This is a genomic window from Geomonas limicola, assembly GCF_014193675.1.
GTDB lineage: Bacteria > Desulfobacterota > Desulfuromonadia > Geobacterales > Geobacteraceae > Geomonas > Geomonas limicola.
In genome coordinates this window covers 115,479-134,466 of the sequence record NZ_BLXZ01000006.1, presented here as the reverse complement: position 1 = coordinate 134,466, position 18,988 = coordinate 115,479, and the positions used below count along the sequence as shown (strand labels likewise).

General features: G+C 62.3%; 16 protein-coding genes. 9 read left to right on the top strand and 7 right to left on the bottom strand.

What is annotated here, in order from left to right; translation table 11 throughout:
- The first annotated feature begins 44 nt into the window (after positions 1–44).
- Positions 45–308: a 30S ribosomal protein S20 gene (rpsT, locus tag H7688_RS15320; RefSeq protein ID WP_183362050.1), complete on the top strand. Its 264-nt coding sequence runs from the start codon at positions 45–47 to the stop codon at positions 306–308.
- Between the two features lie 473 nt (positions 309–781).
- Here the strand turns inward: rpsT and H7688_RS15315 are convergent, their stop codons facing one another.
- The 3 genes from H7688_RS15315 to H7688_RS15305 form a co-directional block, all read right to left on the bottom strand.
- The gene (locus H7688_RS15315) at positions 782–1,018 is read right to left on the bottom strand and encodes a hypothetical protein (protein WP_246329830.1); all 237 of its coding nucleotides are present in this window, start codon (positions 1,016–1,018) and stop codon (positions 782–784) included.
- Positions 1,019–1,240: 222 nt separating this feature from the next.
- A complete protein-coding gene (locus H7688_RS15310) occupies positions 1,241–3,724 on the bottom strand; it encodes a molybdopterin-dependent oxidoreductase (protein ID WP_183362049.1) in 2,484 nt (827 codons plus the stop codon).
- A gap of 56 nt (positions 3,725–3,780) precedes the next feature.
- A complete protein-coding gene (locus H7688_RS15305) occupies positions 3,781–5,799 on the bottom strand; it encodes an FAD-dependent oxidoreductase (protein ID WP_183362048.1) in 2,019 nt (672 codons plus the stop codon).
- Between the two features lie 370 nt (positions 5,800–6,169).
- Here H7688_RS15305 and H7688_RS15300 point away from each other — a divergent pair, with 370 nt between their 5' ends.
- Together H7688_RS15300 and coaE are read left to right on the top strand one after the other, a co-directional pair.
- Positions 6,170–7,813: a flagellar assembly protein A gene (locus H7688_RS15300; RefSeq protein WP_183362047.1), complete on the top strand. Its 1,644-nt coding sequence runs from the start codon at positions 6,170–6,172 to the stop codon at positions 7,811–7,813.
- 36 nt (positions 7,814–7,849) lie between these two features.
- Positions 7,850–8,449: a dephospho-CoA kinase gene (gene coaE, locus H7688_RS15295; RefSeq protein ID WP_183362046.1), complete on the top strand. Its 600-nt coding sequence runs from the start codon at positions 7,850–7,852 to the stop codon at positions 8,447–8,449.
- A 124-nt stretch (positions 8,450–8,573) separates the two neighbouring features.
- Here coaE and H7688_RS15290 read toward each other — a convergent pair whose 3' ends face one another.
- Positions 8,574–9,356, bottom strand: coding sequence for an IclR family transcriptional regulator (locus tag H7688_RS15290; RefSeq protein WP_183356440.1), 783 nt, complete (start codon positions 9,354–9,356; stop codon positions 8,574–8,576).
- A 337-nt stretch (positions 9,357–9,693) separates the two neighbouring features.
- On the opposite strand from H7688_RS15290, the gene H7688_RS15285 reads away from it, so the two are divergent.
- The 6 genes from H7688_RS15285 to H7688_RS15260 all read left to right on the top strand — a co-directional run bounded on the left by H7688_RS15285 (position 9,694) and on the right by H7688_RS15260 (position 15,067).
- Positions 9,694–11,310 (top strand): sensor histidine kinase, encoded by a 1,617-nt coding sequence (locus H7688_RS15285; RefSeq protein WP_183362045.1) that lies wholly within the window; start codon positions 9,694–9,696, stop codon positions 11,308–11,310.
- Between the two features lie 157 nt (positions 11,311–11,467).
- Positions 11,468–11,665, top strand: a complete 198-nt coding sequence (gene thiS, locus H7688_RS15280) for a sulfur carrier protein ThiS (protein ID WP_183362044.1) — start codon at positions 11,468–11,470, stop codon at positions 11,663–11,665.
- A gap of 56 nt (positions 11,666–11,721) precedes the next feature.
- A complete protein-coding gene (locus H7688_RS15275) occupies positions 11,722–12,504 on the top strand; it encodes a thiazole synthase (protein ID WP_183362043.1) in 783 nt (260 codons plus the stop codon).
- Positions 12,501–13,157 carry a thiamine phosphate synthase gene (thiE, locus tag H7688_RS15270; RefSeq protein WP_183362042.1) on the top strand — a complete coding sequence of 219 codons (657 nt, stop codon included), beginning with the start codon at positions 12,501–12,503 and terminating at the stop codon, positions 13,155–13,157. Before H7688_RS15275 ends, thiE begins: the two co-directional genes overlap by 4 nt.
- Positions 13,158–13,167: 10 nt before the next feature.
- Positions 13,168–14,136, top strand: a complete 969-nt coding sequence (mnmL, locus tag H7688_RS15265) for a tRNA modification radical SAM protein MnmL/YtqA (RefSeq protein WP_183362041.1) — start codon at positions 13,168–13,170, stop codon at positions 14,134–14,136.
- Between the two features lie 274 nt (positions 14,137–14,410).
- The gene (locus H7688_RS15260; RefSeq protein ID WP_183362040.1) at positions 14,411–15,067 is read left to right on the top strand and encodes a fumarylacetoacetate hydrolase family protein; all 657 of its coding nucleotides are present in this window, start codon (positions 14,411–14,413) and stop codon (positions 15,065–15,067) included.
- Between the two features lie 231 nt (positions 15,068–15,298).
- On the opposite strand, the gene H7688_RS15255 is transcribed toward H7688_RS15260, so the two are convergent.
- The 3 genes from H7688_RS15255 to ppdK form a co-directional block, all read right to left on the bottom strand.
- The gene (locus H7688_RS15255) at positions 15,299–15,751 is read right to left on the bottom strand and encodes a YaaR family protein (protein WP_183362039.1); all 453 of its coding nucleotides are present in this window, start codon (positions 15,749–15,751) and stop codon (positions 15,299–15,301) included.
- A 105-nt stretch (positions 15,752–15,856) separates the two neighbouring features.
- Entirely contained in the window at positions 15,857–16,057 is a 201-nt protein-coding gene (locus tag H7688_RS15250) for a cold-shock protein (protein WP_183362038.1), read from the bottom strand.
- A 198-nt stretch (positions 16,058–16,255) separates the two neighbouring features.
- On the bottom strand, positions 16,256–18,913 hold the full coding sequence (ppdK, locus tag H7688_RS15245; protein WP_183362037.1) for a pyruvate, phosphate dikinase: 2,658 nt from the start codon (positions 18,911–18,913) through the stop codon (positions 16,256–16,258).
- Between the last annotated feature and the right edge of the window lie 75 nt (positions 18,914–18,988).

The following is an 18,988-nucleotide window of genomic DNA, read 5'->3' as shown; positions in this document are numbered from 1 at the left end:
CCGAAAATCCAACAGCTCTACTTTAAATACACCGGAGGTGCAGTTTGGCAAACCATAAATCGGCAATCAAAAGGATCAAGCAGACCGCGAAAAGGACCGAGCGCAACAAGCACGAGCGTTCCACTCTGCGTACCTTCATCAAGCGCGTTCGCGAAGCTGTCGCCAGCAAGGACCAGGCGGCTGCACAGGCAGCTCTCGCCGTGGCGATTCCCGTCATCGACGGCGCTGCAACCAAGGGGATCATCCACGCCTCGAATGCTTCCCGCAACGTTTCCCGTCTGACCAAACTGGTCAACACCCTGGGCTAATCCCGGCAGCGACGACGCTCCACGGACTCCAGCCGCACGGCTTCGGCAGTCCTGACAGCACCGATCGATTACCGTTATAGCAACCGACCAAGCCTCTGTCTGCACAGAGGCTTTTGTCGTTTGCGGATAGTTGCTGTCTGGTCGCCCGGTGGCTCTGCAGAACGGGCTTGAGGGCTGGGACCAAATCCCCCCCTGCCCCCCCTTCGCAAAGGGGGGGAACGCAAGGTCGACCGCAGGTGGTGATTGGCAACCTTCTCCTTGGTGCCCGGATGGCCCTGATGAACCTTCACAAATGGGGGATGCGAGGCCGCCTGGATACACCACCACGCTCGCAACCTCTGCCCACCTACAAAAAAGCCCCGCCGGTTCTTCCGGCGGGGCTTTCGTCTTTCCTGCGTTAGGGGACCTGCAACACTACCGGACCGCCCCCCCCTGCAACTCGTTGCCGCCTGGAGCCGGGGTCGATCTCGTCCTTACCCAACCTTGACCGCGGACTCGTAACGGTCGCAGGGCTGCCCTGTCTTCATGCGCGGCACGTCGAGAATGGTGAAGATGGTGCAGCGCCCTTTGCTACTCAGCGTGCAATCCGTGTAGCTGCACATGACATAGGCGCGGTCGTTCGGACCGACCAGCACCTTATCCAGTTTCTCGGCAATATCGGCATTTTGGGCCACCGATGAAGCCATGTATTTCAATTTATCGTCGTCCATAGTCACCGCCTCGGGTCTGTCATCACTAACACTGCGGAGAGTGCAGCGTGATGACTCTACCACATCCGTCACTCAAAGAAATAGGAAAATACCGGAGGAATACCCCTACGGATTCTGGAGAGGCACGTCACCGCTCCACCTACGAACCCGCCCAACAAAAAAGGCCCCGCAGAAATCGCCGGGGCCTTTTACTTACGTCCGTCACCGGCTGACAGCCAGGAATTATCCCCGTTCCACCTTCACTTCGACCAGATTGCAATTCCCCTTGAGCAGGGCGTTCGCGTTGAGTTCCCTGAAGTGCACCGGAGCAAAGAGGAGCCCCGGCTGAAGCTTGGCGCTTACTTTCGCGCGTGCGGCGAGCACACCGTGCGCCGAACTCACCTTGACCACGGCACCGTCGGTGACGCCGAGGGAGGCGGCATCGGTCGGGTGCAGTTCGAGGTAGCCCGCGGGGGAGACCATCAGGTTGTTCTCGGAGCGGGTAGTGGAGGTGCCGTTGTGGTAGCCGATGGGGCCTACCAGCAGCTGGTATTTGGGGAGATCCCCGGCACTAGCCTTGGAAAGCGGCGCGATAACCGCCGGGCGCAGTGCCACAGGCTGTTTCACCACCTGGCCACCCTGGGCCAGGTACCCCTTGGCAGCGCTGGCGATCTCCTCGACCAGGTCCTCGGCGCGAACGGGCTGCGGAGCGCCGGCTACACGCTGGTAGAGCGCGGCCAGGATCTCCAGGTCACTCTTCGCCTCACCCGGCGGGGTCACCGCCTTGAGGAGCACCTGAACGCGGTTGTCGGTAGAGGTGAAGGAACCCGACTTCTCCGCCGGAGCCGCGGCCGGAAGGACCACATGGGCGAACGGGAGCGATTCCCCTTCGAAAATATCCTGCACGATGAGCAGCTCCAGCTTGGCGAGCGCCTTCCTGATCCTGGCGTTCTCGGGAAGGGTGGCGAGGTCGCTCCCCAACAGGTAGAGCGCCTTGATGCTCCCCTGCTCGATCCCTTCCACGATCCCCCAGAGGTCCTTCCCTGCGACACTTGCCGGCTGCTGGCCCGGGAGCAGGTCCGGAGCCACACCCATGTCGAGCAGACCCACGGTGTTGTTCTTGGCGTCGATCGGGAAGATCCCGCCACCGTTGCCGCTGGCCGCGCCGGTCAATACCGCCAAGTCGGCGAGTGCGGTGATCTTGGCGGCGGAGTCGGCCGCGCGCATCAGGTCGGCCCCGAAGATGATGGCGACCCGCTCCTTGCCGGCCAAAAGCTTGCCGGCCACCCGTAGCTGTTCCTCGGTGACCCCGCTTGCCGTGGCAAGCTCGGCCAAGGAGAGTTTGGCGAGTTCTGCCTGCAGAGCCTCGCTCCCGGCCGGAAGCGGCGCCCCCACCTCCACGAGCGCCTTCATGAGCCCCTGGATCAGGAACAGCTCGCGCCCGGGGAGATGCTTCAGGTGCTGGTTGGAGAACTTCCTGAGCTTCACCTCGCGCATGTTCGCCAATACCAGTTTGGCGTCGTGTTTGGTGGCCGCCTTGATCACCCGGTACTCGACCCCGGTCGACTCGGCGTTCAGGTCGCAGCCGAAGACCAGGATGGCCTGGGCGTTGTCGATAGTGTCGATGCAGGCGCTGGCGCCCGAGAAGCCGAAGCGGCGCAAGAGCTGGGCCTGGGCCGGTGCGTACCCAAGGCGTGCCTCGGAGTCGATGTTGCCGGTCCCCACCGCCTCGCGCAGGAACTTCTGGAACAGGAAGCTCTCCTCGTTGGTGACACGCGGGGAGCCGATTCCCGCCACCGCCTGGGCACCGTGCTGGGCGACGATCGCCTTCAGCTTACCGGCAGCGGCGTCGAGCGCGGCGTCCCAGCTGACCGTGGCGAGGCTGTCACCCTGGCGCAGCTGCGGGCGGGCCAGACGGTCGGCGCTGGCCAGGTAGCTGTAGCCGAAGCGGCCGTTGATGCAGAGGTTGCCGTTATTGAAGGTGGAGTCGTCGCTGGTGACCCGCCCTACCCTGCCGTTACGCACATGGTAGTCGATCTGACAGCCGACGCCGCAGAAGGCGCAGACACTTGCCACTTTGGAGAAGTCCCAGACGCGCCCCTTGAACTTGAAGGGGGCAGAGATGAGGGTACCGGTCGGGCAGGCCTCGATGCAGTTACCGCAGAACTCGCAGTCCAGAGGTTTGCCATCGATGGTGTCGATGATGGTCGCCTCGCCCTTGTTCACCACGTGGATGGCGTCGCACCCGACGATCTCGTGGTCCACCTTGACGCACTTTTCGCAGAGGATGCAGCGGTTGGGATCGCTCTCCAAAAGGCGCCAGTCGTAGCGGATGGGGCGGCGTTCCAAAAGCGCCGAGAACTCCTGCCGGGCGGCACCCTGCTCGTAGCAGGCGTCCTGCAGGCCGCACTCGCCGCCGGCGTCGCAGACCGGGCAGTCCAGCGGGTGGTTCACCAGCATGAGCTCCATGATCTTGCGGCGCAGGGTCCGCAGTTTCTCGGTGTCCGTCGACACCACGATCCCTTCCTTGACCGGCGTGTTGCAGGCGGTCATGGTGCGGTCCACCCCTTCGATCTCTACCGCGCAGATGCGGCAGGCGCCGGTGGGGGAGACCTTCTGCAGCCAGCAGAGGGTCGGGATCTTGATCCCTACGGTTGCCGCAGCATCCAGAATGGTGCTGCCGGCCTCAACCTGCACGCTCTTGCCATCAATGGTTAAGCTGACCATATAAAAACCCCAGTCTTCAGTGAAATTCGTGGTAACGGTTGCCGGGCAGCCCCCGGTTAGACGGGCACGGCGACCATGGCGACGCGGTAGCAGCGCAGGCAGCGCTCAGCCTCACGGATCGCCTGGCTGTCGGTGAAGCCGAGCTCGACCTCGCAGTAGTTCTTGTAGCTGGCGCGCTCCTTGCCGTGGATCTCGTCCTGTTTCTCGCGGGCGGCCGAGTCGAGCCAGGCCACCTTCTCGTTCTTGTCGTAGACCCCGAGGTAGGTGAGGATGTCTTCCATCCGTTCGTCGTCGGTGAGATCCACACCCTGCCCTTCCAGGTAGCGCTGGATCACCTTCGCGGCGCGGTGACCGCTCCCGATGCAGGCAACCACGGTGAGCGGGCCGATCTCGGCGTCGCCGCCGGCGAAGACGCCGTCGCAGTTGGTGATCAGGGTACGCGACAGCGGGTTGCCCATGTTGTCCAGCAACCCCTTGCCATCATGCCCTTTCAAGGGGACGTAGTTGGTGACCACGGTGCTCCACTTGGTGGTATCGATCCCCGCATTGACAGGGATGAAGGAGAGGTCAGCGTCCTGCCCGATGGCCGGGATGATGGTGTCGCACTCGATGATGAACTCGCTCCCCGGCACCGGCTCGGGACGGCGGCGCCCGGAGGCGTCCGGCTCGCCCAGGGCCATACGGATCAGTTCGACGCCGGTGACCTCGTTGGCTTCGTTCGCGATGACGCGGGTCGGCAGCACCTGGAACTCGAAGCGCACCCCCTCGTCGTCCGCACCATCCACCTCCCAGACGTCCGCCGGCATCTCTTTCCTCGAGCGGCGGTAGACCAGCACGGATTCCTCGGCACCTTCCCTCAGGGCCACGCGGACGCAGTCGATGGCGGTGTTGCCGCCGCCTACCACGAAGACCTTCTTCCCCATGCCGGTGGGGAGCCCCAGGTAGACGTTGCGCAGGAAGTCGATACCGCCGGTCAGGAAACCCTTGTACCCCTTGTCTTCCCCCTCGACTCCCATCGGCTTCGAGCGGTGCGCGCCCGGCGCCAGGAACACGGCATCGAACTTCTGGCGCAGCTCGTCGAGGCTTATGTCCTTGCCGACCCGGGTGTTGTAGATGATCTCCACGCCCAGGGCTTGGATGATGTCGATGTCACGCTGCAAAAGGTTACGCGGCTGACGGTAGGGCGGGATCCCGACGGCGACCATGCCGCCGCCCAGGGGGAGCGCCTCGTAGATGGTGACCGGGTACCCCTCGAGCGCCAGGTAGTAGGCTGCGGCGAGACCGGCCGGGCCTGCCCCGACCACGGCGATCTTCTTGGACTTCCTCGCCTTGGGAACCATGGGGGGGGCGACCTCGTGGGCCCACTCGTAGTCCGAGGCGGTGCGCTTCAGGGTCATGATGCTGATCGACTCGTCCACCTGTTTGCGGCGGCAGGCGGTCTCGCAGGGGTGCGGGCAGACCCGGCCGCAGACCGAGGGGAGCGGCATGGAATCGCGTATCGCCTTGAGCGACTCGTCGTAGCGGTAGTCCTTGATCGCCTCGATGTAGTGCGGGATATCGATGTGCGCCGGGCACTTGTCCATGCAGGGAGCCGTGTACTTCTCGATGTAGCGGGCCTCGGCGGCCAGGCTCTTGGCGCCGCGGATGTAGTTTACGAATGCGTCGCGGAAGTGGGTCACCGCATCGACCACCGGCACTGCGGAGCTCGGGCAGAGGGTGCACTTGGCGTTACCGAGGATGTCGCCAATTTCGAGAATGGTGTCGAGCATCTGCTCGTTGCCGCGCCCCTCGACGATGGCCAAAAGCGCGTCCATGATGACGCGGGTCCCCTTCTTGCCGGGGGTGCACTTGCCACAGACGTACTTGGTCTGCACCCTCTTCATGTACTCGGCTACCATGGCAGGGATATCGACATCCTTGTTGTAGAGGATGATGCCGTCCCAACCGATGAAGGCGTTCAGGGGATGCACCCCGTCGTAGGTCGCGGGGAGCCGAAAACTCGCCTGCTTAGGCTCGCCACCCTTGCGGTTGTCAACTATCTCTCTGCCCCAGCTGGAAAAAACGACCTCTGCCACGTAGGCCTCCGAAATACCTTTAAATTGCGCCGTGTTGACTGGCTAACTGTTTACAATGATTACATAAATTAACTTCGACACATTGTATACAGTATCCAGTTTTTATCACATAGCTGGGCGCTAATCAAGGGAAAAATCATACGGATAATCGGCGCTCTAGACCACCTCCCAGCGCGGGGTCCCCCCCCGGCCCGGCGTGCCGCAATTAACAGTTGTCTTTGCGACCGATTCGCCCTACCATTCGCCCTGGCCTGCCCGTAAAGAAGCGCCACATGAAGCTGGCCTGCTGTTTTTTCTCATCTTTTGGCCCCGGCACCCGATAAGGTTGCTACGAGCAGTGGAAATTCCCGATGCACAGGCCAGGTGAGGTATGGTTAACAGTGAACTTGAAGGGAGCGGCCTGCTGATCCAGCTCAGTCCCGAAGGGGACAAGCTCTTGGGCGCCTTCACCCCGACGGTGCAGAGAAAGCAGCTGGATGCAGCGGCGGTCAAACGCGGTGCGGCACAGGAAGGGTTCGGCGACTTCTTCTTCTCCGAGGACGCCATTTCCGAGCTTCTGCGGCGCTGCGAGGTGAGCCCGATTGCCTTTACCCTGCAGATAGGTGAACGGCGCGATGCCACCCTTGCCATTATCGTCTCTGAAGACTATATGTCGGCCACCGCGAGCATCACACCGGCGCTGGGCGGCAAGCGCATCACCAAGGAAGATATCCTAAAGGAGCTCGAGGAACGCGGCGTCAAGGCAGGTTTTCTCTACGACGAGATCGACCAGATAGTGGAGGCCGGACAGGCGAGCCGGCACACGGTCGCAGCCGGGACCCCGCCCGCACCCGGCGAGGACAGCCAGTTCGTGAGCCTGCTCCCCCAGGGGCGCGAGATGGTGCCGCAGGTGGGTGACGGGGACACTGCCGATTACCGCAACCTGGGCGACCTGGTCAGCGTAAGCTTGGGCGATCCCCTGATGCGCCGCACCCCGCCTACCAAGGGCATTCCCGGGGTGAACCTTTTCGGGGTGGAACTCTCCACCAGCGACGGGGTAGAGATTCCCTGGGCCGAGAACCTCAGCAACGTAGCCTGCGACCTGAACGACGCGGACCTCCTCCTGGCCGGCTGCTCCGGCTTTCCGGTCACGGTACCGCACGGCATCGTGGTCGAGCCGGTCTTGAAACTGAAGAGGGTGGACCTTTCCACGGGCAACGTCCGGGTCAAGGGGGCTCTGGAGATCGAAGGGGACGTCACCGAGGGGATGCTGGTGACCGCCACGGAGTGGATCACCGTGGGGGGGATCGTCGAGGCAGCCCGCGTGGAGGCCGGCGGCGACATCGAGATAAAAGGTGGGGTGATCGGCCATTCCAAGCTTTCGCTTGCCAAGAGCGAGGGGCTCTCGGGCGCCGCCCAGGTGAAGGCCGGCGGCAGGGTGAGCGTGCAGTTCGCCGAGAACGCCCTCATCACGGCGGGGACCGAGATCGCGGTGCAGCACCTGGTGATGCAGAGCGAGCTGACTTCGGCCGGCACCATCACCGTCGGGGAAACCGGGGGGCGCAAGGGACACATCATCGGCGGCCTGTGCCGGGCGGCCGAACTGGTGCACGCCATCGTGATCGGCTCGCACGCCGGTGTCCCCACGGTGGTCGAGGTGGGGGTGGATCCGGCCCTGAACCAGAAGCTGAGTTTCGTGAAGGACACCCTGGAAGAGAAGAACGGCCGACTCGAGGAGCTTACCAAGACCCTTGCCTACGTGCGCGAGAACCCCGGTTCCATGGAGCCCGGACTGTTCCAGCTGAAGGAGAAGGTCTACGCGAAGCTCCAGGGGGAGATCGCCGAACTGACCGGCGAAAAGAAGCGGCTGCAGAAGCGGATGGAGATCAACGCCCAGGCCCGGGTCGAGGTGGAGCGCGACGCGTTCCTCGGGGTCCAGGTGCGCATCGGCAGTGCCGCGCTGCAGATCGAGGACGACCTCCTGGCGCCGACCTTTACCCTGGGCGAAAACGGCGTGGAATTCATCTGCAAGTAACCGGGCACCCGAGGTGCCCGCAAAGGGGGCACTTCAATGAGAATCATCGGGCTCACGGGCGGCATCGCCTCGGGAAAGAGCAGTGTGGCGAGCATGCTGGAGCGACTGGGGGCGCCGGTGGTGGACGCCGACCTCCTGGCACGTGAGGTGGTCGAGCCCGGGCAACCCGCCCTCGAGGAAATTGCCGCGCAGTTCGGAACCCAGGTACTGAACCCGGACGGAACCCTGAACCGTGCCGCCCTGGGAACCATCGTCTTTGCCGACCCCGCCGCCCGACGCACCCTGGAAGCCATCACCCACCCCGCCATCCGCACCCTCGCCGAAGAAAAAATCGCTCACCACCAGGAAACCGGAGCCCAGGTGCTCTTCTACGTGGCGCCGCTTTTGATCGAAGCAGGGAGCGCCGCGCGTGTCGACGAAATCTGGGTGGTCTACCTGGACCGGGAGAACCAGCTGAAAAGGCTTATGGCGCGCGACGGGCTGGGGCCCCAGGAGGCACAGCAGCGCATCGACTCGCAGATGCCCATGGAGGAGAAACGGCTCATGGGCCAGGTGGTGATCGACAACTGCGGCAGCCGGGAGGAACTGGCGGCCCAGGTGGAGCGACTCTGGAAGGGGCTAGGGGCTAGGGGCTAGGGGCTAGGGGCTAGGGGCTAGGGGCTAGTAGCTAGTAAGGCTCCCTTTCGTGGACAACGATCACAACAAAAAGAAAAGCCCCGCCTGGTTCGGTGGGGCTTTTTTCGTTGGTCATAACTGCCGGTTACTTGTGGTAGCCGAGCTTGTGGGAGATCTCCTCGCCGGCACGCATCACCAGCGGAATCAGCTCCTTCTCGAGACGCTCGTCGGTGAAGCGCATCGAGGGACCCGAGATGCTCACCGCGCCGATGATGCGACGGGTGTAGTCCCGGATCGGGGCGCCCACACACTTCACGCCGACATCCATCTCTTCGTCATCGATGGCGTACCCCTGCTCGGCGATCACCTTGAGGTGTTTCTTCAGCTCATCGCGGTCGATGATGGTGCGCGGGGTGTAGCGCTTCATCTCTTTCACGGGGAGGTAGTTCTCCAGCTCCTCGTCTGTCATGTAAGCCATCTGGATCTTACCGGCCGCGGTGCAGTAGGCCGGGAGACGTGCGCCAACCCGAGGCACCACGCGGACCGTGAGGTCGGTCTCCACCACGTCGAGGTAGACGATGTGGCAGTCCTTGAGGATCGCCACGTAGGTAGTCTCGTTGCACTCCTTGACCAGAGCTTCGAGTACCGGGCGGGACTGGCGCAAAAGCCCCATCTGCTTGATGAAGGTCTGGCCGAGCTCGAGAGTTTTCAGACCCAGCCGGTAGTTTTCGGTTACCTTGTTCTGCTCGATATAGTTTCGGGACTCAAGAGTCGCCAGCAGCCTGAACACGTTATTCTTGTGGAGCTTGAGCCTTTTGCTCAATTCCGTCACGCCCAGTTCATCAACTTCGTCATGGAATTGTTCCAGAAGGTCGAGGGCGTGAGAAACCGCCTGGATGATGTATTCCGATTTCTCTTTTTTTGCCATTGGCTGCACCTGTTCTCAGTAGAAGAAAATTACAAACCCGTGGTGTAGGACTTTTGTGAGCGAGTGTCAAGGAAATTTATTGCTTGATAATCTCTTTTAATGTGAGTACACTCCCTGACACAGCGCCGCACCATTTTCAGCATCACTCAGACTGATAAAACAGCCGCACCGCCGTACTACATGGTGGCAGCACAACTTAGGCAGTAAAACACATACAACTTATAGAATAACGTTTTATATAAGTCAAGCACCAAAAGCCCTAAGTCCTGTATTCACTTTCCCTTAGTGCCTGCCTGATGCCGATCGTCAACGGGAAACAGCAACAGCGGAGTGGCTCGTGCGTCTCAACCTCATCTCCAAGCTCACCATCGCCACCGGTGCGGTACTGCTCTGCACCATGGCGCTCTTCGCCTACCTCAACCTGAACAGCTTCAAGGACCTGCTGCTTCAGGAGGCCATTTCCGAGGCCGACAAGATCACCGAGACCATCATCCGCAGCACCCACAACCAGATGTTACGCGACGACCGCCCCCTGTTTTATAAAACGATCGCGGAGATCGGCAGCCAGCGCGGCGTAGAGCGGATCCGGCTCATTAACAAATCTGGACGGGTGATCTATTCGACGCAGGAGAGCGAGACCGGCACCCTGCTGAACAAGCAGGCCGAGATCTGCGCAATCTGCCACGGCGAGAAGGAACTCAGGCTGACCGCCAGTTCGAAGAACCGTAGTCGGCGCTTCTTCGACAGCCGAGGCGAAGAGTACCTCGGCATCACCAACGCGATCTACAACGAGGAGAGCTGTTTCACGGCAAGCTGCCACTTCCACCCGGAGAACTTCAAGGTGCTGGGGGTTCTGGACGTGGTGGTCTCGCTGGACCGGATGCACACCCTGATCGACGTCTACCGAAACCGCAGCATCGCCCTGGTGCTGCTCCTCATCACCCTCACCTCCTTGTCGCTCACCCTGTTCACCCAGAAACTGGTGAACCGCCCGGTGAAGGAACTTCTGGAACACACCAAGATGCTGGAGCGCGGCGAACTGGACGGTTCGGTCCCCTCCTTTGCCAATGACGAACTGGGAGAACTCGCCCAGTCCTTCAACTCGATGACCCTGAGCCTCAAGAAGGCGCGCAGCGAACTCGAGGGGTGGGGCAAAAACCTGGAACAGATGGTCCAGGAACGTACCCAGGAGCTCACCAAGATCCAGGCCCAGCTCATCCGAAGCGAAAAGCTCGCCTCCCTGGGCGAGGTCGTGGCAGGCATCGCCCACGAGATCAACAACCCCTTGACGGGTATCCTGGTGTTCTCGTCGCTGATCCACAGTAACCCCACCCTGGACGAGACGCTGAAAAACGACATCGAGACCGTGATCCGGGAGACCAAACGCTGCGCCAGCATTGTGAAGGGGCTCCTGGAGTTCTCGCGCTGCTCCACGCCGCAAAAGGGTCTCACCTCGGTGAGCACCATCTCCGACACGGCGCTCTCGCTTATCGAGCACCAGATCCTGTTCCAGGACATCGAAATCCGGCGCGAGTACGGCGACAACGTGCCGCAGCTTCTCCTGGACCCGAACCAGATCGAGCAGGTGTTCATCAACATCTTCCTGAACGCGGCGCAGGCCATGCAGGGGGAGGGGGTACTCACCATCAAGAGCTGGGTCGATTACGCCTGCAACGAGGTACTCTTCAGCATCACCGACAACGGCTGTGGCATCCCGGAGGCACACCTGGGCAAGGTGTTCGACCCCTTCTTCTCAACCAAGGAAAACAAGGGTACCGGCCTGGGACTCTCGGTCTCCTACGGCATCATCCAGGAGCACGGCGGCAACATCGAGGTACAGAGCGAAGTCGGGATAGGAACCACCTTCACCATCCACCTTCCGGTGCTGCAGCAGGAGCAGGTGGAGGTCGTCCAGGCCCTGGCCTCAGACCCCCGAACCCCGCAACCTGCTTGAGAAAAGCATTGACAGCACCACGCTAATCATCTAGTTTACGGCACAGCGCCCTGGCAGTCGGACCTGCCGGGTGGCAGGTGTGCCCGACCCGCCGCCGGTTGCTCCCCAGCACCGGCTTTTTCAATCCCAGACAACGTATACACAACTCGGAGCAGCTGTGAACATTACCGTCAATGGCGAAGCCCAAGCCATCGAACCCGTTTCCGTTCAGGGCTACCTGGAGGGTTTGGGTATCGACCCGCGCCGGGTGGCCGTCGAACTGAATCGCGAGATCCTCCCCAAGGCCGAGTACGCCGGGACGCTCCTAAAGGACGGAGATTCCCTGGAGATCGTGCACTTCGTGGGAGGGGGGTAACTCATCCCTGCCGGCGCAGCACCGCAGCAGATCCTTTAGCAACCGGAGAAGAGAACATGCCTGAGACTACCGACAAACTGGTTATCGCCGGACGCGAATTCAACTCCCGCCTCATGGTGGGGACCGGCAAATACGCCGATTACCCCCAGATGGTTGCCGCCCTCGAGGCCTCCGGGGCCGAGATCATCACCGTGGCGGTGCGCCGGGTGAACATCTCGGATCGCAACAAGGAATCGCTCCTCGACCACATCGACCTGAAGAAATACACCCTGCTCCCCAACACCGCCGGCTGCTACACGGCAGACGACGCCATCCGCACCTGCCGACTGGCCCGCGAGGCCGGACTCTCCGACTTCGTGAAGCTCGAGGTACTGGGGGACGAGCAGACCCTGTTCCCGGACAACCAGGAGCTCTTGAAGGCGGCCGAGGTGCTGGTGAAGGACGGCTTTACCGTGCTCCCCTACACCAGCGACGACCCGATCATCTGCAAGCGCCTCGAGGACCTGGGGTGCGCCGCGGTTATGCCCCTGGGCGCGCCGATCGGCTCGGGCCTGGGGATCCGCAACCCCTACAACATCAGGATCATCCTGGACACCGTGAAGGTTCCGGTCATCGTGGACGCCGGCGTGGGGACCGCCTCCGACGCGGCCATCGCCATGGAGCTTGGCTGCCACGGCGTGCTCATGAATACCGGCATAGCCGGAGCCCAGGACCCGATCGCCATGGCAGAGGCGATGAACCTCGCCGTGCGTGCCGGGCGCCTCGCCTACCGCGCCGGACGGATCCCGATGAAGCTGCACGCCAGCGCCTCGTCGCCCATCACCGGGCTCATCAAGTGAGACAGGATTCCCCCTGGATCGACTTCAACCTGTACCTGATCACCTCCCACGCCGAGACGTTAGGGCGGGGACTCGAGTACGTGGTTGAGGAGGCCCTGCGCGGCGGGGTGCGCGCGGTCCAGTTAAGGGAGAAAGACCTCACCAGCAAGGAACTCTACGAAACGGCCTACGAGCTCCGGAAGTTGACCGCCCGCCACGGCGCCAAGCTCTTCATCAACGACCGGGTTGACGTGGCCCTTGCCGTGGACGCCGACGGCGTGCACGTCGGGGCGAGTTCGCTCCCCATCTACAAGGTGCGCCGCCTTTTGGGCGAGAAGAAGCTGATCGGGGTCTCCTGCCACAACCAGGTCCAGGCCATCACGGCCCAGGAGCTGGGGGCAGACTTCATCACCTTCGGGCCGGTCTACTTCACCCCGTCGAAGGCGGACTACGGCGATCCCGTCGGTCCAGCGCTCTTGCGCACCGTGGTCGAACTGCTGCAGATCCCGGTCTTCGCGCTGGGGGGGATCAAGCCCGAGAACTGTGCCGAGGCACTCTCCTGCGGGGTGCATGGTGTGGCGCTCATTTCCGCCATCATGTCGGCCCCCGAGCCGCGCGAGGCGGCGCGTGCCCTGCTTTCCCTCTTGCCGCACCTGGAGCCGGCCGTCGTCTGATATGCCGAACATGCCAAACGAACTGATCCACAAAGAGTTGCGCATCAACTCCTACGGCAGCTACCTGCGCCGGCGCTTCGGCTGCCGCGTTTCCAAGGTGAACGTCGACGGCGGTTTCACCTGCCCGAACCGCGACGGCAGCCGCGGGACGGGCGGCTGCATCTACTGCGACAACAGCTCCTTCTCCCCCAAGGGGACCGAGGCGATCATCCCGATCGAGGCCCAGATGGCCGACGGGATGGCCTACCACAGAACCCGCCTGCACAGCTCGAAGTTCCTGGTCTACTTCCAGAAGTTCACCAACACCTACGGCCCGGTGGATAAGCTCTCCGACCTGTACCGGCGCGCCTTGGACCATCCGGACGTGCTCGGTCTCTCCATCGGCACCCGTCCCGACTCCGTCTCCGACGAGGCGATCGAGCTCCTGACCGAGCTGGCGCGCGACTACTACATCTGCGTCGAATTGGGACTGCAGTCCATGGACGACGGCATCCTCGACAGCATCAACCGCGGCCACAACCTGGCGGAGTACCTGGACACCGTCGAGCGCCTGGCCGGGCGCGGCATCGAGATCTGCACCCACCTCATCTACGGTTTCCCCGGCGAGACCCGGGCCGGCTTCTTGAAGACTGCCCGCCTCATCTCCGAGCTCCCCATCGACTCGGTGAAGCTGCACCAGCTGCACGTCGTCGAGGGGACCCGGCTCGCGGAACTCTACCGCAGTGGCACCTTCACCCCCATATCCATCGACGAGTACGTCGGGACCATCTGCGATTTCCTGGAGGAGCTGCCGCCGCAGATAACCATTCAGCGGCTCTACGGCTCCGCGCCGCTCGCCATCCGGGTTGCGCCCAACTGGGACCTCAAGAACAACCAGATGTGGTACCGGATCGTGAACGAGTTGAGGCGCCGCGGCAGCTGGCAGGGGTGCCGGCTGGAAGCAGGGGAGCGTCGGGTGGTGAACGGCGAGAGTGTTTGAGAGCTGGAGTTAGCGCCGAATCAGTGGTGCAGCTTATACAGAGGTGGCAGTTGGAAAGCCCCCCTCTGCGAAGAGGGATTTAGGGGGATACTGCGCTGTGGCAAACACCGTCGTGGCAGCCTTCTGAGGCAAATCCCCGCTGCCTCCCCTTCGCAAAGGGGAGGACGTCAGGCACCTGCCGCGCTTCGTGGAAATGGAACGCCTGTTGCCTCTGATACACAACACATCCCCCCAAACACCACACCATAAATCATCTTTCCCGGAGGGTACCTACATGAAAACCGCAAAGCTCAAGGGGAGCGCGGAAGAGATCCGCATCGGCAAGATCCTCTGCATCGGCAGAAACTACGTGGACCACATCAAGGAGCTGGGGAACGAGATGCCCGAGCGGCCGGTGCTCTTCATGAAGCCGGCGTCGAGCGTGATCGGCGAAGGGGAAAAGATCGTGATACCCTCCTACAGCAGCGACTGCCACCACGAGGCGGAACTGGCGCTTTTGATCGGAACCGGAGGGAAAGCGATTCCCGTCGAATCCGCGCTCAGCCACCTTGCCGGGTTCGGAGTCGCCATCGACCTGACTTTGCGCGACGTGCAGGCCGAGCAGAAGAAGAAGGGGCTCCCCTGGGAGATCGCCAAGGGGTTCGACACCGCCTGCCCGCTCTCCGAATTCGTCCCCGCCGCCTCGGTCGCGAACCCGCAGGATGTCCTGATCACCCTCTCCGTGAATGGCGAGCCGCGCCAAAACGGTTCCACCGCGCTCATGATGCACCGCATCCCGGAGCTCATAAGTTACCTCTCCGGCATCTTCACACTCGAGCCGGGCGACATCATCCTGACCGGTACCCCGGCCGGCGTCGGCCCGATCAAGAGCGGCGATACGGTGGTGGCGGAGATCGCACAGGTGGGACGACTCGCGGTGAGCGTAGCTTGACATCAATTGACAAGTGACAATGGGCAATTGACAACGAGAAACGATGCAGTGACCGGCTAAGCGAAACCTCAGCTGTCAGCATCGCAGGGAGGCCATCACTCCCTCCCCCTCCGGGAGAGGGCTGGGGTGAGGGCGCCGGCAGCACCACCTGCGCCGCATCACAACAAAAAGGGAGGCACCCCGCACGGGAGCCTCCCTATCTTTTTTCTTGCGACCTCACGGCGGCTGCGCCTAGAGCTGGATGTCCACCACCAGCCCCTTGATCTTGATGATCTGCCCGACGATGCGGATGTGGTCCTTCTGCTCACGCATGATCAGGTGGTAGAGCAGATCGGCCTCCTTGTCGATCACGGTGATCACCTCATGGGTGCGGCCGGTGATGCCGCCTCCCAAAAGCTCCATCCGGTACGCCTCGGAACTCACTTTACGGGCCAAGGTACCCAGCAGGCCCCGGAAGGTCTTGAAGTTGGCGATGGTCGGCTCCTTCTCGAGGTTGGTGCCGGCCTCGTCGATCTCCTCCTTGAGCCGCTGCAGTTCACCCTGGTATTCGGCGCTCGTCCTGGCGATCTGTTCCAAGCGGCCGGCAAAGAGCGGCTTGGAGGAGCCCCCAGCGGCCTTGGCTGCTACGGCCCCCTTCCCTTTCTTGGCTATTGCCGGTGAATCTGTCTTCTCGTTGATGCGCATGTCCGTCTATCTCTAAGGGTATCGGTAAGGGTTGCGGAGGCTCAACCGCAAAAAAGGCCCCGAAGAAGCAAGTCCCCGGGGCCCCTTTGGTGTCTGCTGTATGACTTAGATCTTTGTCACGTTAGCGGCCTGCAGCCCCTTGGCTCCCTGGGTCACTTCGAAGGAGACGGCATCGCCCTCGGTGAGGGACTTGAAGCCCTCGGACTGAATGGCCGAGAAGTGAACGAACACATCCACGCCGTTTTCCTGCTCGATGAAACCAAACCCCTTCGCGTCATTGAACCACTTGACTACACCGTTAGCCATTACCGTTCCCCCATCTGATTTTTTCATGTGGAGCATTCAAGCCCCATTCTAGCGTTACCACGTGTTTACAACAACGTCTAGGAAGGTGTCAAGCCGAAATAATGAAAGCGCCCCCGGAGAATGACTCCGGAGGCGCTTGGTTTGGTGCAGCGGCGGGATTCCCCTCTCCCAGAGGGAGAGGGGAATCCCGGCAACTGGTTACTTCGCACCCAGGGTGGCGTGGGCTGCGGCCAGACGGGCGATGGGCACGCGGAACGGCGAGCAGGAGACGTAGTCGAGACCGACCGAGTCGCAGAAGATGACGGACGAGGGATCGCCGCCATGCTCGCCGCAGATCCCGACCTTGAGGGAGGCGCGGGTGGAGCGCCCCTTCTCGAAGCCCATCTTCACCAGGGCGCCGACGCCGTCCTGGTCCAGCGAAACGAACGGGTCTTCCTCAATGATGTTGTTCTCCACGTAGAACGGGAGGAACTTACCGGCATCGTCGCGGGAGAGACCGAAGGTGGTCTGGGTCAGGTCGTTGGTGCCGAAGGAGAAGAAGTCGGCCTCGGTGGCAATGGAATCAGCGGTGATCGCCGCACGCGGCAGCTCGATCATGGTGCCGATCAGGTAGTTCACCTTCACCTTGTAACGGGCCATGACCTCCTCGCAGACCGCCACCGCATTGGCGCGCATCAGCGAGAGTTCCTTGGTCACCGAGACGAGCGGGATCATGATCTCGGGGACGATCTCGAACCCCTCGTCACGCACCAGTTCGCAGGCCGCTTCCATGATGGCCTGCACCTGCATGTCATAGATCTCCGGGAAGGTGACCCCGAGGCGGCAGCCGCGGTGGCCGAGCATCGGGTTGAACTCGTGCAGGAACTCCACCTTGTGGCGCAGGGTCTGGGCCGAAACACCCATGGTGCGCGAAAGTTCCTCGATGTCCTTGTCCTCCTGGGGGAGGAACTCGTGCAGCGGCGGGTCGAGGAGACGGATGGTGACCGGCAGCCCCTTCATCTCGCGGAACAGGCCGATGAAGTCTCCTTTCTGCATCGGGAGGATCTTGGCCAGGGCCTTGCGGCGCCCGTCGATGTCGGCGGCGAGGATCATCTCGCGCACCGCGGCGATGCGGCTCGCCTCGAAGAACATGTGCTCGGTGCGGCACAGGCCGATACCTTCGGCGCCGAACTCGCGTGCGGTCCGGGCATCGTGCGGGGTGTCGGCGTTGGCGCGTACCTTCATGCGGCGGAACTTGTCCACCCAGCCCATGAGGGTTGCGAAGTCGCCGGAGGCGGAGGCGGCCACGGTCGGAACCGCGCCCAGCATTACCTCGCCGGTGCCACCGTCCAGGGTGATCACGTCACCCTTGTTGATGACCGTGCCGTCCTTGGCGGTGAACTTGCCGCTGGCGTAGTCGACCTTGATGTCGCCACAACCGGCCACGCAGCACTTGCCCATGCCGCGCGCCACGACGGCTGCGTGCGAGGTCATGCCGCCGCGGGCGGTGAGAATCCCCTGGGCGGCGTGCATGCCGTGGATGTCCTCGGGGCTCGTCTCGACGCGCACCAGGATCACCTTGTTGCCGAGCTTCGCCTGGCTCTCTGCCTCGTCGGCAGTGAAGACCACGGTGCCGGAGGCGGCACCCGGAGAGGCCGGCAGCCCCTTGGCGATCACCTTCTTGTCGGCTTTGGGATCGAGCGAGGGGTGCAGGAGCTGGTCGAGCTGGTTGGGAGCCACGCGGAGGACGGCGGTCTTCTCGTCGATGAGTCCCTCGTTCACCATGTCCACGGCGACCTTGATGGCAGCTTTCGCGGTGCGCTTGCCGTTACGGGTCTGCAGCATGTAGAGCTTGCCGGTCTCGATGGTGAACTCGATGTCCTGCATGTCGCGGTAGTGCTTCTCGAGGATCTCGCGGATCTTCACGAGCTGCTGGTAGCAATCCGGCAGCACCTCCTCCATGGAGGGGAGGTCGCCCGGCTTGTGCTTGGCGCGGTTGATCGGCTGCGGGGTGCGGATGCCGGCCACCACGTCCTCGCCCTGGGCGTTCACCAGGTACTCGCCGTAGAAGTAATTCTCACCGGTGGAGGGGTCGCGGGTGAAAGCGACGCCGGTGGCACAGTCGTCACCCATGTTGCCGAAGACCATGGACTGCACGTTGACGGCGGTACCCCATTCGGCCGGGATGCTGTTTAACTTGCGGTAAGTGATGGCGCGCTGGTTCATCCAGGAACCGAACACGGCGCCGATGGCACCCCAAAGCTGCGCCTCCGGCTCCTCGGGGAAAGGAACCCCCAGGGTTTCCTGGATCTTCGTCTTGAACGCCCCGACCAGCTCCTTCCAGTCGGCCACGGTCAGCTCGGTGTCGAGGTGCACGCCGCGCGCCTCTTTCTTGCGCTCGAGGAGCTGCTCCAGCTCGTCCTTGTGCATCCCCATGACGACGTCGGAGTACATCTGCACGAAGCGGCGGTAGGCGTCGTAGGCGAAGCGCTCGTCGCCGGACTGGGCGATGATCCCCTGCACCGTGGTGTCATTCAAACCAAGGTTCAAAATGGTGTCCATCATGCCGGGCATGGAGGCGCGGGCACCCGAGCGGACCGATACCAAAAGGGGGTTCTTCGGATCGCCGAATTTCTTTCCCATTAGATCTTCGACTGCACGCAGGTTCGTGGCGACCTCTTCCTTGAGCCCCGCGGGGTAGTTCTTCTGGTTCTTGTAGTACTCGGTGCAGACCTCGGTGGTGATGGTGAAACCGGCGGGAACCGGCAGCCCGATGCTCGTCATTTCGGCAAGATTGGCCCCCTTACCACCCAACAGGTCCTTCATCTTTGCATTGCCGTCCGCTTTTCCCGCGCCGAAAAAGTACACGTACTTCATGTATAACCCCCTTAAAGATTAGTGCATCAAGAATGTGAGTTTTATTAGTATACTCTACTTTTCTCAAAAGACAAA